Here is a 13,794-nt window from a genome sequence, read left to right as displayed (position 1 = left end):
AGGACCGGAGTCGGGTCGGGGGAGAGAACGAGACAGACTGCCCCTGTGTGCGGGGGGGTGGGGCGGGGTGGGGTTCCCCGGCGTTGTGTGTCCCCCCCACCCCCGTTCCGTGCGCGCGCCTCAGCCGGTTCTGACGATGGTCCAGGCGTTGGGGTCGAAGCTGGGGACGACCGAGTAGCGGCAGGAGCTGTTGTAGTACGTGCTGGTGATGGTCCAGCCCGCGGGCGGGTACGTGGAGGCGCAGGCGTTGATCCTGGTGCCCACCGGGTAGCCGGTGAGCTGCATGATCCTCTTGCTGTTCGGGCTGAAGCCCGATCCGCAGCCGGCGCTGTTCCACCACTGGGTGTCGATCCAGCCGGTCGGGGTGAGCGTCGAGGCGCACATGGTGAGCGTGTCACCGGGCGCGGCGTTGGCGGGGGTCGTTCCGGCGACGCCGGCCGCGGCGGCCAGGAGGGCGAGACAGGCGAAACGGGTCCGAATCACGTCGGGTCTCCTCGTCAGTGCAGCGGGGATGCGCCGACGACGTCGGCGTCCGGTCACTTGCGCTGAGCAATTACTACCGGCACGTGCGGGCCTGCGGACAGTCACCTTTCAGTCCTGGTGACGAACGCGTATTCGGCCTTCGTTCGTCTGTTCCCCCTCCTGTGTGCTGCCCTAGCCCACGGCGGGCAGCAGGCCCGTGATCGGGGCGACCGGGTCGGTGACCCGGTGGAGCTGGTTGAGGTCGTTCAGCTTGTTCAACTGGCTGAGCTGGGCTGGGCTTTCACGGTGGGCATCTCGCCGCGGTGCTCCGCCGGGATGGAGCTCTGCACGAGCCCGTCGAGCACGGCGACCGGGGAGATGGGCCGGATTCCGGCCGGGCCCGCGGCGCTCGCCGCGGACGCGCCGAGGCCCGAGACTCCGGCGGCGAGGGCGAGGACTGTGGCGACACGTCGTGTTGAGATCACGCCCTGACAACCGGCGGACCCCGCCGATGGACACGGCCGCGGCCCGGCCTCACCCGAGAAGCCGATGCCGGGGCCTTCGGCGCGGAGGACGCGTCAGCCCCGCGCCGGTGTCCTGCCCTCGCGCGTCCAGGCCAGCAGCTCCTCTTCCGTCCACGTCGTGATGACGCGCTCGGCCGGGACCCCGCACTCCTCGGCCCGTACACAGCCGAAGACCTGCCAGTCCAGCTGCCCGGGTGCGTGCGCGTCGGTGTCGATGGAGAACAGCACGCCCGCGTCGACCGCGCGCCGCAGCAGCCTGCGCGGCGGATCCAGGCGTTCGGGACGGCTGTTGATCTCGACCGCGGTGTCCGACTCGGCACAGGCGGCGAAGACCTCGTCCGCGTCGAACTCCGACTCGGGCCGCTTGCCCCGGCCCCCGGTCACCAGCCGCCCGGTGCAGTGCCCCAGCACGTCGGCGTGCGGATTGCGTACGGCCGCGACCATGCGGCGGGTCATCGCGGCGCCGTCCATGCGCAGCTTGGAGTGGACCGACACCACCACGACGTCCAGCTGCTCCAGGAGCTCCTCCTCCTGGTCGAGCGAGCCGTCCTCCAGGATGTCGCACTCGATGCCGGTGAGCAGCCGGAAGGGCGCCCAGCGCTCGTTCGCCCCGGCCACCACCTCCAGTTGCCTGCGCAGGCGTTCCGGGGACAGGCCGTTGGCCACGGTCAGCCGGGGCGAGTGGTCGGTGAGCACCGCCCACTCGTGGCCGAGCTCCGCCGCCGCCCACCCCATCTCCTCGATCGGGCTGCCGCCGTCGGACCAGTCGGAGTGCAGATGGCAGTCGCCGCGCAGGGCCGCGCGCAGTTCCTCGCCGCCCTCGACGAGGGGCGCGGAGGCGCCTTCCTCCTCCAACCGCCGCAGATAGTGCGGCAGTTCTCCCGCCAGGGCCTCGCGCACCACCTGCGCCGTCTTCGGGCCGATCCCCTTCACCGACTCCAGCGACCCCGCGGCCACCCGCTTCTCGACCTCGCCGGCCGCCATCTCCTCGACCACGTCGGCGGCCGTACGGAACGCCCGTACGCGGTACGTGGGGGCCTGCGTCCGCTCAAGCAGGAACGCGATCCGCCTCAACGCCGTCACCGGATCCATCGACACCTCCGACCGCCCACCATTGTCCGTCGGCCAGTCGCCACGCGCCTCCTGTACGGGGCCGGGCGACGCGGCGGCGGGGCACCCCCGCTCGGGGTGCCCCGCCGTTCGTGCTGTCGCGTGCGGGCGACGAAGCGTGCTCGTCGGTCAGAAGTTGAACACGATGCCCTGGCCTGCCTGCTTCTGACAGGGGTTGCCGAAGGTGTGCCGGTAGGAAACGCGCTGGCCGCCCCAGACGCCGTCGGCGGTGACGGTCATCGGCTTCCACTCCTTGGTACACACCACACCGAGCGGCGGGCCGTCCGTGATCGCGGCGAAGTCGCCCTGGTTGCGGTCGAGCTCCGCGCAGGCCTGCTTGGCGGCCGGGTGCGTGCCGGAGGAGGTGGGTGCGCAGCTGAGCGTCACCGCGCGAAGGACGGACGCACCGTCGTCGCCCGTGCCCGGCGCCACGGTCAGGACGAGCGCGGACGGCGGGTAGAGGCTCATTGCGGCACCCCGGGTGTCGTGCTGATCGGCGCCGGCCGCACCCGGTACGGCAACCGCTGCACCGGCGAGCGCCAGCGCGGCCACCAGAGTCGTACGCCCAAGCGTCTTACGCATATCGAACACTCCTGTCATTCAGAGACCTACGAACGAGCCCGAGTCTTGTCCAGTCCCGGGGGTGCCGCAGACCGCCGTATACAAATCCGGTCACACTCCGCCACGCTACGATCGCTCGAAGTTGCAGGCCACAGCCACCCGAACGGTCGGACGGGCTGATGGACGCCCGTAGAGAAGAAGGCGCAAAGCCGCCTCTACTTTGCTTTCTAAAGCAACGAGAACATTGAATCTTTAATAGTGAGGTTTCGATTCGATTTCATTCTCGGTCCACGAGCAGGCCCTCCACCCGTACCTTCGGCGCCTCCGGACGTGCGCGCACCCGGGGCGGGCCTCAGAGTGGGGACGGTGCCGCGCTCGCCGTGCCCGGCCCGCCCGGCGCCCACGGGCCCACACGAAGGAGCAGCACACGATGGAACACCACATCGTCGCCGAGATGACCGAGCCCGGCGGCAGCACACTGAAGGAGTGGCACATGGTCCGCGCCGGTCAGAGCGTGTCCATGTGCGGCCGGGAACTCGACATGAACGAGCAGGAGCTGCCGGCCGACGCCTGGGGGACCGAGCAGGCGCGGCCGTTCTGTCACACCTGCGGCGCCCTGTTCCTGCGCGAAGTGCCGTGAAACAGGGCGCCGGTGCCGTACCCGCCCGCCGCTATCCGCCCGCGAACGCGGCCAGCGGGAGCAGCGGGCGGCGTGTCGCCGCGGTGGGCGGGCGCTGCGCCTCGGGCAGCGCCCTCAGAGGGCGTACCCGGACCAGAGCCTGCGCGTCGGGCGCCTCGGCCCGCAGCGTGAACCAGACGACCTTGCCGTCGGCCGTGCCGTGGGTGCCCCAGCTGTCGCTGAGCGAGGCCACCATGGCCAGGCCCCGGCCGCGGCTCTCCAGCGGCTCGCCGCCGCCGAGGACGGGCAGACGGGGGTCGTTGTCGAGGACGGCGGCGGTCAGGCGCCGCCCCGTCCACCGCAGTTCGAGCGTGCAGCGCTTGTCACCCTCGGCATGCCGGAAGACGTTGGTCAGCAGCTCGCACACGCCGAGGCTGACCGGCTGGATCAGGCACTCCAGCTTCCAGTACCGAAGGTGTGCGGCGACGATCCGGCGGATCTGCGGCACCCGTTCGGGGGCGGCTTCTAGATCCAGGGTGTACTGACGGTTCACTTCCACGACCACGCCCACGACTGCTCTCCTCATCAGGACGGCCGGCGGACCGGCTGCCGCTTCGACAATGACAGCCCCGAGAAAGCGGAAAGTAATCATTCAGATACAGAGGGAACGCAATCAGCGTGACCCCATCCGGGTGAACGCGCAACACAAGCGGCACGACGGCGCCGGTCCGGGCCCGTCCGGGCCCGTCCGGGCAAGGAAAGAGCCCCGGCAGGACGGGGGAGACCTGCCGGGGCTCGCATATGGGCGGGCGGTTCAGCGCGGCCCGCATATAGATGAATTGTAAACCATGGCTAGACCATGGCTAGACCGGCAGGCTGTCCATGAAGGAGCTCACCGAGAACACCGCGTTCCCCGGCCCCGCAGGCCCGTATCCGGGCGGGGAGGTCAGGCCGTACTCGTCCATCGTCGCCCGGTACGCCTCAAGCAGGCGGATGTGGTACTCCAGCGGGGCGCCCTGCGGGTTCGCCTTGCCGAGCGGGGTGGTCGGCTCGGGGCACCAGGTCGTGAAGCGCGGGGTGATGCCGCGCGACATGAAGAAGCGCAGTCCCTCGACCGTGGAGTCGATCGCCTCGTCGACGGTGGTGAAGCCGAAGGGCTCGGCCATCTCCACGCCCGCGACGAAGTTGGGGATCACATGGCGCGGGCCGAAGATTTCCGCCGAGTCGAGGATCCGCCGGTGCCACTCGTCACGGCCGACGTACTCCTCCTTGCCCGGGCAGTACAGCTCGAACAGCCGCCGGTCCCACACCTCGTAGTTGGGGTGGTAGATCCGCACGCCGTAGTCGTGGAAGCGCTGCACGTCCTCCTTGGGCAGCGCCTGGGCGACGACCTTGCCCGTCCAGCGGCCGGGGAAGCGCTCCTCGATCGCCTTGGCGTACATCCCGTAGAAGTCGGCCTCGTCGCGCCCGCCGACGTGCGAGGTGATCGCGCCGCCGGTGAGGGTGTACGCGGTGGACGCCTTGGCGGTGTCGTACCGGTCGATGATCTCCAGCGCTTCGAGGATCTCCTCGACCGGCTTGACGCCGGTGTAGGGGCGCCCGGCCGCCTTGTGCTGGCGCCAGTTGTGGTTGATGTCGCAGTACTGGCACTCCTGCTTGGCGCCGAAGTACTGGCAGACCCGGAACACCGTGAGGTAGATCAGATAGCCCCACTGGATCGTCGGGGCCACCTCCATCACGGACTTGCCGTTGGACAGCTTGTGCCGGTAGTACTCCGGCATCGGCGGCAGCCCGACGTCCGAGATCCGCTTGCCGTCCAGGTACAGGCCGAGCATGCCGTGGTCATCGGCCGCGACCCGGTACGGGGACGCCGGGTTGACCCGCACCGACACGACCGTACGGCGCAGCTCGTAGGGGCCGCCGGTCAGCACGATCTCCTCCGGCGGGCGGCGCAGCGCGGCGGCGCCCAGCTCCGGCAGGGTGCGGTGGTCGAAGGAGAAGATGAAGTACGACTTCGGCTTGACCTCTCCGGACTCGTTGTCGCTGAGGGCCGACTCGTCGAAGGCCACCCCTCCGCGCAGCAGGTCTTCCTTGATCACGGCTTCCCTGGGCACCCCGGGGAACCGCGCCATCAGTGATTCGACCTCATCGGTACGGCTGCTGAGCATGTGCTGACGTCCTCCGGTCCAGTCGCTTTCCTGTCCGTACTGAACCTATGCTCTCGCCGGCTTCGCCGATGGACTGGGCATCGACGACGAAGCCGGCGAGCGAGCTCCAGGCTAGCCGCGGGGCGACCTTCGGCGGATCGGTCTGCGGTCGCGCTTCTCCTCATCCGAAAGGCTTAGGCACTCGGGCCGGCACGCGCTCAGTGGGCGATCGAGTCGATCAGCTCGCGGGCCCCCTGCCGCAGCAGGGTGACCGCGACCGAGGTGCCGAGCGTGGCCGGGTCGAGCGGGCCCGCCCACTCGTGGGCGTTGAGGACCGTCTTTCCGTCGGGCGTGAACACACAGGCCCGCAAGGAGAGATCGCCGTTGCGGGCCGCCCTCGCGTACCCGGCGATCGGGCTGTTGCAGTGGCCTTGCAGGACGTGCAGGAACATCCGCTCGGCCGTGGCCTCGCGGTGGGCGTCGGGGTCGCCCAGGTCGCTCACCAGGTCGATCAGCTCACGGTCGCCCTCGCGGCACTGCAGGGCCAGGATGCCCGCGCCGATGGGCGGGCACATCACCTCCTCGGAGAGCACCTCGGTGATCACGTCCGTACGGCCGATGCGCTCCAGGCCCGAGACGGCGAGCAGCAGCGCGTCGGCGTCGCCCGCGGCCAGCTTCTCCAGGCGGCGGTTGGCGTTGCCGCGCATCGGGACGCAGTCCAGGTCGGGGTGGGAGACGGCCAGTTGGGCGATGCGGCGGACGGAGGAGGTGCCGATGCGGGTGCCGGCGGGCAGCTCGTCGAGGGTGAGACCGCCGGGGTGGATCAGGGCGTCGCGGATGTCGTCGCGTTTGAGGAAGGCGGCGAAGACGGTCCCGGCGGGCAGCGGGCGGTCGGCGGGCACATCCTTCACACAGTGCACGGCGAGGTCGGCCTCGCCCGCGAGCAGCGCGGCGTCCACCTCCTTGGTGAACGCGCCCTTCCCCTCGACCAGCGAGAGGTCGCCCATCCACTTGTCGCCGGTCGTCCTGACCGGGACGACCTCGGTGGCCACCCCGGGGTGGAGGGCCGCTAGTTCGGCGCGTACGCGTTCCACTTGCGCGAGCGCCATGGGCGAGTCGCGCGAGACGATCCGGATCAACTCGGCAGTAGACATGGGTCCACGATATGGGGAGCGCCCGGATCCCGCTCACATCGCCTCGTGGCCTCAGCGTCTTTGTACGCCAAGGGAGTTGACGCCCACCTCGGTCGCGGTCCGCGACGATCAGCAGATAGGGAAAGCTGCCGACGCGCCCGTACGGTGCGGGCCCCCGGCCGCGGCTCGCGCGGGCGGGGGCCCTGGGGCGGGCGGCTGTGCGGGCAGCCGCCGTGGCTCAGGTCGCCCTTCTGTTCCTGGTCATCAGCATGCCGCCCGCGACCAGCGCGAACAGACACACCGCGGCGCCGGTGATGACGTTGCTCAGGACCGCTCCGGTACCGGGGTGGCGGGCGACCACCCAAGGAGCGACGATCAGCCAGGCACCCAACAGCAGGACAACGAAGTTGAGGTCCTGCGACCGCTCCGGGACGATGGACATGCACAGGCCCACGACCGCGAGAGCGATACCGACGATCAGGTTGGTCAGGGCGAGCGTCGGCAGCGCGCCGGAGAAGTGCACGGTCCAGCCGGAGATGGCCGCGTAGATTCCGGCGAGGATCACGAGTTCCTCGACCGCCGCGACCCCTCGGGTCTCCATCATCGCCGCGTACCTGTCCCGCATCTCCGATACGTCGGGGTGCCCGGATATGTCACCTGGTCGGTGAGAGATGTCGGCCATGTGACTCGCCTCCTTCTGATGCCTGCAAGTCTTTTGGCCCCGATGCGACATCCGGTCGCGGTTCCAGTGTGCTCTTATCTGGTCTTTATATGCATATAGACGGCTATCCGATCACTACAGAACTTTTGGGCGTTCTGTGTAGAAATACTTAAGCCGTGGCCTCGACGACCGCCATCGCACGACGGTTGCGCCGACGCGACCACTTGCGGCGCAGCGCGGCCGGGCCCAGGTCGACGCGCCCGTGCAGCAGACCGAGCACGATCGCCGTGCCCACCGCGATCAGATGCTCACGGCCGGCCAGATTGGGCCGCACCATCGCCTCGAACAGCATCGAGCCGCCGGTCAGCGCGAACACGATCGGGGCCCGCCGGATCACCGAGAGATAGGTGAACAGCCCGACCACGGCCGCGGAGGGCCCCGTGTCCAGCACCCGCCCGATCTCCGGCGGCAGCCCGAGGCCGCCCCAGGTGCCGGGGCCGAGCGCGATCATGACGCGCGCGCTGAGCGTCCCGGCCAGCGTCGTGACGTACGCGATCACCAGCGTCCGGGTCCGGCCGAGCACGAGCTCGGCGAGGGCGAACCCGAGGAACAGCTGGGTGAGACCGGCCCAGACCGGCAGGTCGAGGGCCGGGACGAAGAGCGAGATGGGGGTGCGCAGCAGCGCCAGCCACAGCGGCAGATCGGCCTTGACCTCACCGGTCAGCCGGACCACCACCGCGCCGGTCCGCGTCAGGTGGATGGCGTGGAAGACCGTCACCGCGACGCAGGCGAGCACACCGAGGAAGAGGCCGCGCAGGCCGCGGTTGACCAGTTGCCGTACGGGGTCGACGACGATGCCGTGGAACTCGCCGCGCAGGGTGCGCGCGATGAACCGGACGAACCGGACCAGCAGGTCGGCCGGTCGCCGAGGGTCCCCGCCACTGGTCGCGGGCAGCACAGCCGCCGCGCCGGCCCCCTCGACCGCGTCGGCGTGCCCGCCCTGGACCCCGTCACGACGGCCGTCGGCAACTCGGAACACTGCTTGATCAACCCCTCACGCTGCAGCGCCAGGCGGTCACGACAATCGGCGCAGCTCCCCACGTACCCCCAGATCGTGCACCAGGTCGAACACACGCCGCACATGGGGGTCCACACCAAGGTAACCACGGCGTGGAGGACGTTCAAGATTTTAGTTCAGTCACCGAACTGTTCTGGGTTAGGGTCGGTCCATGACCCTGCCCCGCGACTACACCGGCCAGTCCTGCTCCCTCGCCCGCTCCCTGGAGATCGTCGGCGAGCGCTGGACGCTGCTGATCGTGCGGGACGCGTTCTACGGGGTGCGCCGCTTCGGCGACTTCGCGGCGCACCTCGGCGTCCCTCGCGCCGTCCTCACCGACCGGCTCACCACCCTCACCGAGGCGGAGGTCCTCGCGCGGGTGCCGGGCACCGGGCGGCGCGAGGTGTACGAGCTCACGCCGAAGGGCGTGTCGCTGTGGCCCGTGGTGCGGGCACTCACCGGCTGGGGCGACGAGCACTACGCGACGGGCGGCCCGCGCCGGATCTTCCGGCACACCGCCGACGACGCGCCGATCGCCGCCGACGGGCGGTGCACGCGCTGCGATACGGCCGTCGAGGTGCGGGACATCCTCGTCACGCCCGGCCCCGGCCTCGGCCCGGGCGGCGAGGACGACGACCCGGTGACGGTGGCCCTGAGCCGCCCGCACCGCCTGCTCCACCCACTTCGCGGCTGAGAAACCCCGACTGAGAAACCCTGACTGAGAGACCTCGGCCGAGAAACCCTCGGCCGAAAAGAAACCCTTCGCACAACCTCTCGCACGACGATGTCCACGACGAAAGGTGTACGCACATGAAGATCCTGGTCGTCGGCGCAGGAGCCACCGGAGGCTACTTCGGCGCCCTGCTCGCCCGGGCGGGACGCGACGTCACGTTCCTGGTACGGCCACGACGCGCCGCCGCCCTGCGCGAGCGGGGTCTGCGGCTGACGGGCGCGGGCGAGGACGAGGTGCTCACACCGCGCCTGATCACCGCCGACGAGATCACGGAACCGTACGACCTCGTCCTGCTGTCGGTGAAGTCCACCGCCCTGGAACAGGCCGTCGAGGACCTCGCCCCGGCAGTCGGCCCGGACACCGCGATCGTGCCGCTGCTCAACGGCATACGCCACCTCGACGTGCTCAACGCCCGCTTCGGCACAAGGCCTGTCCTCGGCGGGGTGGCCAAGGTCATCACCACGCTGAACGACGAGGGCGACATCGTCCGGCTGGCCCCGCTGGCGGTCCTCGCCCTCGGTGAGCAGGACGGCGGTACCTCGACCCGTACCGAGGAGATCCGCGCCGCACTGGCCGGGGCGGGCATCGACGCGAGCGTGTCGCCCGACATCCTCGCCTCGATGTGGCACAAGTGGGTCTTCATCACGACCCTGTCCACCGTGACCTGTCTGATGCGCGGCGAGGTCGGTGACGTCAACGCGGTTCCGGGCGGCTCGGGGATCGGCCCCGCCGCCCTGGCCGAGGGCGCCGCGGTGTCGGCCGCGGCGGGCTTCCCCGTTCCCGAGAGCGAACGGGCCCTCACCACCTCCCTGGTCACCCAGGCCGGCTCCGCCTTCGCGTCCTCCATGTACCGCGACGTGGTGTCCGGCTCCCCCACCGAGGTGGAGCACATCTTCGGCGACCTGACCGCACGCGCCCGCGCCCTGTCGGTGTCCACACCGCTGCTCGACCTGGCCACGCTGCACCTGCGGGTGCACCAGCACCGGGTGGGGGCGAAGCGGTAGTGAACAGCCCCTGGATCAAGCGGTACCACCCCGCCCCGCAGGCCCCCACCCGCCTCGTCTTCTTCCCGCACGCGGGCGGCTCGGCCACGTCCTTCTTCGCCGCCGCCAAGGCGCTGTCGCCGGAGGTGGACGTGCTGGCGATGCAGTACCCCGGGCGGCAGGACCGGCTGGCCGAGCCTCCGATCGAGGACATGGGCACCCTCGTCGACCGCATCACCGAGGAACTGATGCCGTGGACCGACCGTCCGCTCACGCTCTTCGGCCACAGCATGGGCTCCTCCGTCGCGTACGAGGTAGCGCTGCGGCTGGAGGAGAAGGGCGTCCGGCCGCTCGGTCTGTTCGCGTCCGGCCGCTCGGCGCCCTCCGTCCCCCTCTCCCGCCGGCTCCACCTGGCGGACGACGACGAGCTGGTCCGCCATCTCAGGGAGCTCTCCGGGACGGACGCCCAACTGCTCGCGGAGGAGGGCCTGTTGCGCATGGTGCTGCCCGCGCTGCGCGGCGACTACCGCGTGCTTGAGACGCACGTCCCCGATCCGGGCCGGTCGCTGGCCTGTCCGGTCGTGGCCCTGTGCGGGAACGCCGACCCGGTCGTCGACCCGGACGACGTGGCCCGCTGGGAGCGGCACACCTCGGCGGCGTTCCGGATGCGGGTCTTCACCGGCGGCCACTTCTTCCTGGACGCCCATCTGCCCGCCGTGGCACAGGAGGTCCTCGACCACGTGGAGGCGACGACGGCACGGTGAAGGGCGAGCGGGGGGACGGCTGAGGGGCGGGCGCGCGGGGCGTACGAGCACGGCACGCCCCCGCCTCTCATCCCCCCGCGCCCTCCCGCCCCACGACCACACCGGTGGCCAGAAGACCGCCGTTCTCCCCCTCCACCGTGCGCCACTGCCCCCGGAACACGTCGATCCGGACGCCGTCGACCACCGGGCCCGGCACCCGCAACGCACCGGTGAAGGTGCCGCGTTCGGGGTCGGGGGTGACCACGCAGTCACCGAAGTCCAGCCAGCGGCCGGTCAGCGGGAACCACGCCTTGAAGACGCTCTCCTTGGCACTGAACAGCAGGCGGTCCCAGGCCACGGCCGGATGCGAGGCGGCCAGCCGGTCCAGGGTGACGCGCTCCTCGGGCCGGGTGACCATCTCCCGTACCCCGTCGGGGACCGGCGCGTTGGGCTCGGCGTCCACACCGACCGAGGCGACGGCCGAGGCGCGGGCGACGGCCGCCGCGCGGTAGCCGTCGCAGTGCGTCATGCTGCCGACGACGCCGTCCGGCCAGCGCGGGGCGCGCTGGGCCCAGGCCGGGCCCTCCCCCGTGGGCAGGATCGGGCCGGGCGCGTGCCCGAGCCGGGCGAGCGCGGTGCGCGCGCACAGCCGTACGGTGGCGAATTCGCGCCGTCGCTTGTCGACGGCCTTGGCCACCACCTCGGCCTCCTGCGGGAACAGCTCGACCGAGGGCGGGTCGGCGAACAGCTCCGCCACCACCACCCGCACCGGGAGCAGCCCTTCGAGCAGCGCGCGGGTCACCATCGGGGCACCGAGGCCGGTCCGGGCAGGATGCGGCAGAGCCCCTGGGGTGGCGACGAGCGGCCGCCCCACTCCCTGGGGTAGCCGAGCGACACCTCCAGGTGCGGCACCCCGTCGACGTCGATGGCGCGCGGGATGTGCAGATGCCCGTAGACGACCGCGGCGGCCCGGTAGCGCACGTGCCAGTCGGCGGTGGCCTCGGTGCCGCACCACTGGGCGAACTCCGGGTGGCGCAGGATCCGGGTGGGTCGGCGCACCAGCGGGAAGTGGTTGACCAGCACGGTCGGCAGCGCCGGGTCGACGGCGTCCAGCCGCGAGCGGGTGTACGCGAGCCGCGCCCGGCACCACGCGTCGCGGCTGGGGTAGGGGTCGGGGTGCAGCAGGTACTCGTCCATGCACACCACGCCGGTGCCGTGGGCGACGGCCAGCGCCTCTTCCTTGGTGTGCGCGCCCTCGGGGCGGAACGTGTAGTCGTACAGCACGAACAGGGGCGCGACGACGACCGGTCCGTCCGGGCCCGGCCACTGGCGGTAGGGGTCCTCCGGCGTCGCCACCCCGAGGTCGCGCAGCCGCTGGACCAGATGCTCGTAGCGTGCCTCGCCGCGCAGTTGCACGGGATCGGCCGGCGGTGTCCACAGCTCGTGGTTGCCGGGCGCCCAGACGACGGTGTCGAACCGGCCCGCGAGGTGCTCCATCACCCGGAGCACGTCGTCCGCCTTCTCCCCCACGTCCCCGGCGACGATCAGCCAGTCCTCGGACGAGTCCGGCCGCAACTCGTCGACGATCGCGCGGTTCTCCGCGTGGCCGACGTGCAGGTCACTGATGGCAAAGAGACTCATGATGATCACAGCCTACGTCGGCCCTCCCACCGCCCGGCCCCCGGTGGCCGGTTCGGACCGGGCGGCCTACCGGCGTACTCCAGGAGTCCGATAGAGGTTCATCCGCGGAACACCCGCCACCTGCCTGCGGAGGTACGCCCCATGAGCCGAGGACCGAGCCATTCGTCGCCGGGCAAGACCCGCTTCGACGAGATCTACGACGCACCCGACCCCCGCGCCTACTTCCGCCGCCTCGCCCCGCTGGAGTACGAGATTCCACATCATGCGCAGGAGGTCTTCCGTCATGACCGGGCCGCCCGGGCCGCGGCCTGCGGTCCGGGCGGCCCGGTCACGGTGCTCGACCTGTGCTGCTCGTACGGGATCAACGCGGCGCTCCTCAACCACCACCTCACCCTCGCCGAGCTGTACGCGCACTACACCGGCCCCGAGGCGGCGGAGCTGTCGACGGCCGAACTCATCGCGTACGACCGCTCGTTCTACGCCTCCCGGCGCCGGGCCGACGCGAGCCCGGTCGTCGGTCTGGACGCGGCGCGGCACGCCGTCGGCTACGCGCTCGCGGTCGGGCTGCTCGACGAGGCGTACGCCGAGAACCTGGAGCTCGCCCCGCCGAGCGAGCCGCTGCGCCGGGCGGTCGCGCGCACCGGTCTGATCACGGTCACCGGAGGCATCGGCTACATCGGCCACCGCACCTTCGAGGCGCTGCTCGGGTGTGCGCGGCTGCCGGTGTGGGTGAGCGCGTTCGCCCTGCGCACCGTCTCGTACGCGCCGGTGGGTTCGGCGCTCGCCGCACACGGCCTGGTCACCCTGTCGGATGCCTCGCGGGCCTATCGGCAGCGGCTGTTCACCGGCCCGGTCGAGCGTGACTACGCGATCGGGCAGGTCGTTCTCTCGGGCCACGACCCGGCCGGACTGGAGAGCGCGGGCCGCTACCACGCCCGGCTGTATCAGTCCCGGCCGCGCTGAGCCTGGCGGGCGGGGCCCCGGGCGCACCGGTCCGGGCGCGGGAACGGGGAGGGCCCGCCGCGTCCGCCGCGCGCTCGCGCACCCCCGACTGCCGCAGCGCGCCGACCGCTTCGCGCAGATCCGGGCCGCCGGCTCCGGGCAGCAGGGCGCGTGCGGCGCCTTCCCGGGCCACCGCCACGGGCGCGCGGCCGTCCACATCGCCTGGGCGTCCTCCAGGAGCCGCTCCCGTACGCGGGGTTCGCGGGTGCACATCGCCTCCAGCTCCAGGAGCTCCGCGAAGACCGGACGGCAGGCCTGGGCGCCGGGTTCGCCCGCCGCCTGGCGGGCCGCCTCGGCCGCGATTTCCGGCCGTTCGTCGGCGAGCACCACCCAGCCCGCAGCCTCCACGGCCCGAGGCGGCCGGCCCGACCCCCGTGCGAGTCGGCACCGCTGCCACGATCTCCACGAGCAGCCGTTC

Annotated in this window: 16 protein-coding genes; 5 read left to right on the top strand and 11 right to left on the bottom strand. The window is 71.4% G+C overall.

What is annotated here, in order from left to right; all coding sequences use genetic code 11:
• Positions 1–120: 120 nt before the first annotated feature.
• The 4 genes from ACZ499_RS12745 to ACZ499_RS12730 form a co-directional block, all read right to left on the bottom strand.
• Positions 121–483: a hypothetical protein gene (locus ACZ499_RS12745; RefSeq protein WP_468674402.1), complete on the bottom strand. Its 363-nt coding sequence runs from the start codon at positions 481–483 to the stop codon at positions 121–123.
• Positions 484–737: 254 nt separating this feature from the next.
• A complete protein-coding gene (locus tag ACZ499_RS12740; RefSeq protein WP_468674399.1) occupies positions 738–947 on the bottom strand; it encodes a hypothetical protein in 210 nt (69 codons plus the stop codon).
• A 93-nt stretch (positions 948–1,040) separates the two neighbouring features.
• Positions 1,041–2,078 carry a PHP domain-containing protein gene (locus tag ACZ499_RS12735; protein WP_468674397.1) on the bottom strand — a complete coding sequence of 346 codons (1,038 nt, stop codon included), beginning with the start codon at positions 2,076–2,078 and terminating at the stop codon, positions 1,041–1,043.
• Between the two features lie 147 nt (positions 2,079–2,225).
• On the bottom strand, positions 2,226–2,678 hold the full coding sequence (locus tag ACZ499_RS12730; protein ID WP_468674395.1) for a subtilase-type protease inhibitor: 453 nt from the start codon (positions 2,676–2,678) through the stop codon (positions 2,226–2,228).
• Positions 2,679–3,087: 409 nt separating this feature from the next.
• On the opposite strand from ACZ499_RS12730, the gene ACZ499_RS12725 reads away from it, so the two are divergent.
• Positions 3,088–3,297 (top strand): hypothetical protein, encoded by a 210-nt coding sequence (locus ACZ499_RS12725; protein ID WP_468674393.1) that lies wholly within the window; start codon positions 3,088–3,090, stop codon positions 3,295–3,297.
• A 31-nt stretch (positions 3,298–3,328) separates the two neighbouring features.
• Here ACZ499_RS12725 and ACZ499_RS12720 read toward each other — a convergent pair whose 3' ends face one another.
• The 5 genes from ACZ499_RS12720 to ACZ499_RS12700 form a co-directional block, all read right to left on the bottom strand.
• The gene (locus tag ACZ499_RS12720) at positions 3,329–3,847 is read right to left on the bottom strand and encodes an ATP-binding protein (protein WP_468674391.1); all 519 of its coding nucleotides are present in this window, start codon (positions 3,845–3,847) and stop codon (positions 3,329–3,331) included.
• 292 nt (positions 3,848–4,139) lie between these two features.
• A complete protein-coding gene (locus ACZ499_RS12715; protein ID WP_385549266.1) occupies positions 4,140–5,444 on the bottom strand; it encodes a radical SAM protein in 1,305 nt (434 codons plus the stop codon).
• A gap of 197 nt (positions 5,445–5,641) precedes the next feature.
• Positions 5,642–6,577: a hydroxymethylbilane synthase gene (hemC, locus tag ACZ499_RS12710; protein WP_468674388.1), complete on the bottom strand. Its 936-nt coding sequence runs from the start codon at positions 6,575–6,577 to the stop codon at positions 5,642–5,644.
• 217 nt (positions 6,578–6,794) lie between these two features.
• Positions 6,795–7,238 (bottom strand): SPW repeat protein, encoded by a 444-nt coding sequence (locus ACZ499_RS12705; RefSeq protein WP_468674386.1) that lies wholly within the window; start codon positions 7,236–7,238, stop codon positions 6,795–6,797.
• A gap of 148 nt (positions 7,239–7,386) precedes the next feature.
• On the bottom strand, positions 7,387–8,130 hold the full coding sequence (locus ACZ499_RS12700; protein ID WP_468674562.1) for a hypothetical protein: 744 nt from the start codon (positions 8,128–8,130) through the stop codon (positions 7,387–7,389).
• Between the two features lie 316 nt (positions 8,131–8,446).
• Here ACZ499_RS12700 and ACZ499_RS12695 point away from each other — a divergent pair, with 316 nt between their 5' ends.
• The 3 genes from ACZ499_RS12695 (at position 8,447) to ACZ499_RS12685 (ending at position 10,754) form a co-directional block, all read left to right on the top strand.
• Positions 8,447–8,968 (top strand): winged helix-turn-helix transcriptional regulator, encoded by a 522-nt coding sequence (locus ACZ499_RS12695; protein WP_468674384.1) that lies wholly within the window; start codon positions 8,447–8,449, stop codon positions 8,966–8,968.
• A gap of 116 nt (positions 8,969–9,084) precedes the next feature.
• A complete protein-coding gene (locus ACZ499_RS12690) occupies positions 9,085–10,011 on the top strand; it encodes a ketopantoate reductase family protein (protein WP_468674382.1) in 927 nt (308 codons plus the stop codon).
• Positions 10,011–10,754, top strand: coding sequence for a thioesterase II family protein (locus ACZ499_RS12685; RefSeq protein WP_468674380.1), 744 nt, complete (start codon positions 10,011–10,013; stop codon positions 10,752–10,754). The genes ACZ499_RS12690 and ACZ499_RS12685 overlap by 1 nt, the downstream gene beginning before the upstream one ends.
• A 67-nt stretch (positions 10,755–10,821) precedes the next feature.
• Here the strand turns inward: ACZ499_RS12685 and ACZ499_RS12680 are convergent, their stop codons facing one another.
• Positions 10,822–11,523 (bottom strand): 4'-phosphopantetheinyl transferase family protein, encoded by a 702-nt coding sequence (locus ACZ499_RS12680; protein WP_468674560.1) that lies wholly within the window; start codon positions 11,521–11,523, stop codon positions 10,822–10,824.
• Positions 11,524–11,531: 8 nt separating this feature from the next.
• Positions 11,532–12,374 carry a metallophosphoesterase family protein gene (locus ACZ499_RS12675; RefSeq protein WP_468674379.1) on the bottom strand — a complete coding sequence of 281 codons (843 nt, stop codon included), beginning with the start codon at positions 12,372–12,374 and terminating at the stop codon, positions 11,532–11,534.
• A 141-nt stretch (positions 12,375–12,515) separates the two neighbouring features.
• Here ACZ499_RS12675 and ACZ499_RS12670 point away from each other — a divergent pair, with 141 nt between their 5' ends.
• Positions 12,516–13,337, top strand: coding sequence for a hypothetical protein (locus ACZ499_RS12670; RefSeq protein ID WP_468674378.1), 822 nt, complete (start codon positions 12,516–12,518; stop codon positions 13,335–13,337).
• Positions 13,338–13,794: the final 457 nt, after the last annotated feature.

Source organism: Streptomyces sp. NPDC031265, from assembly GCF_055570295.1.
This window is presented reverse-complemented; position numbering and strand designations above follow the sequence as displayed.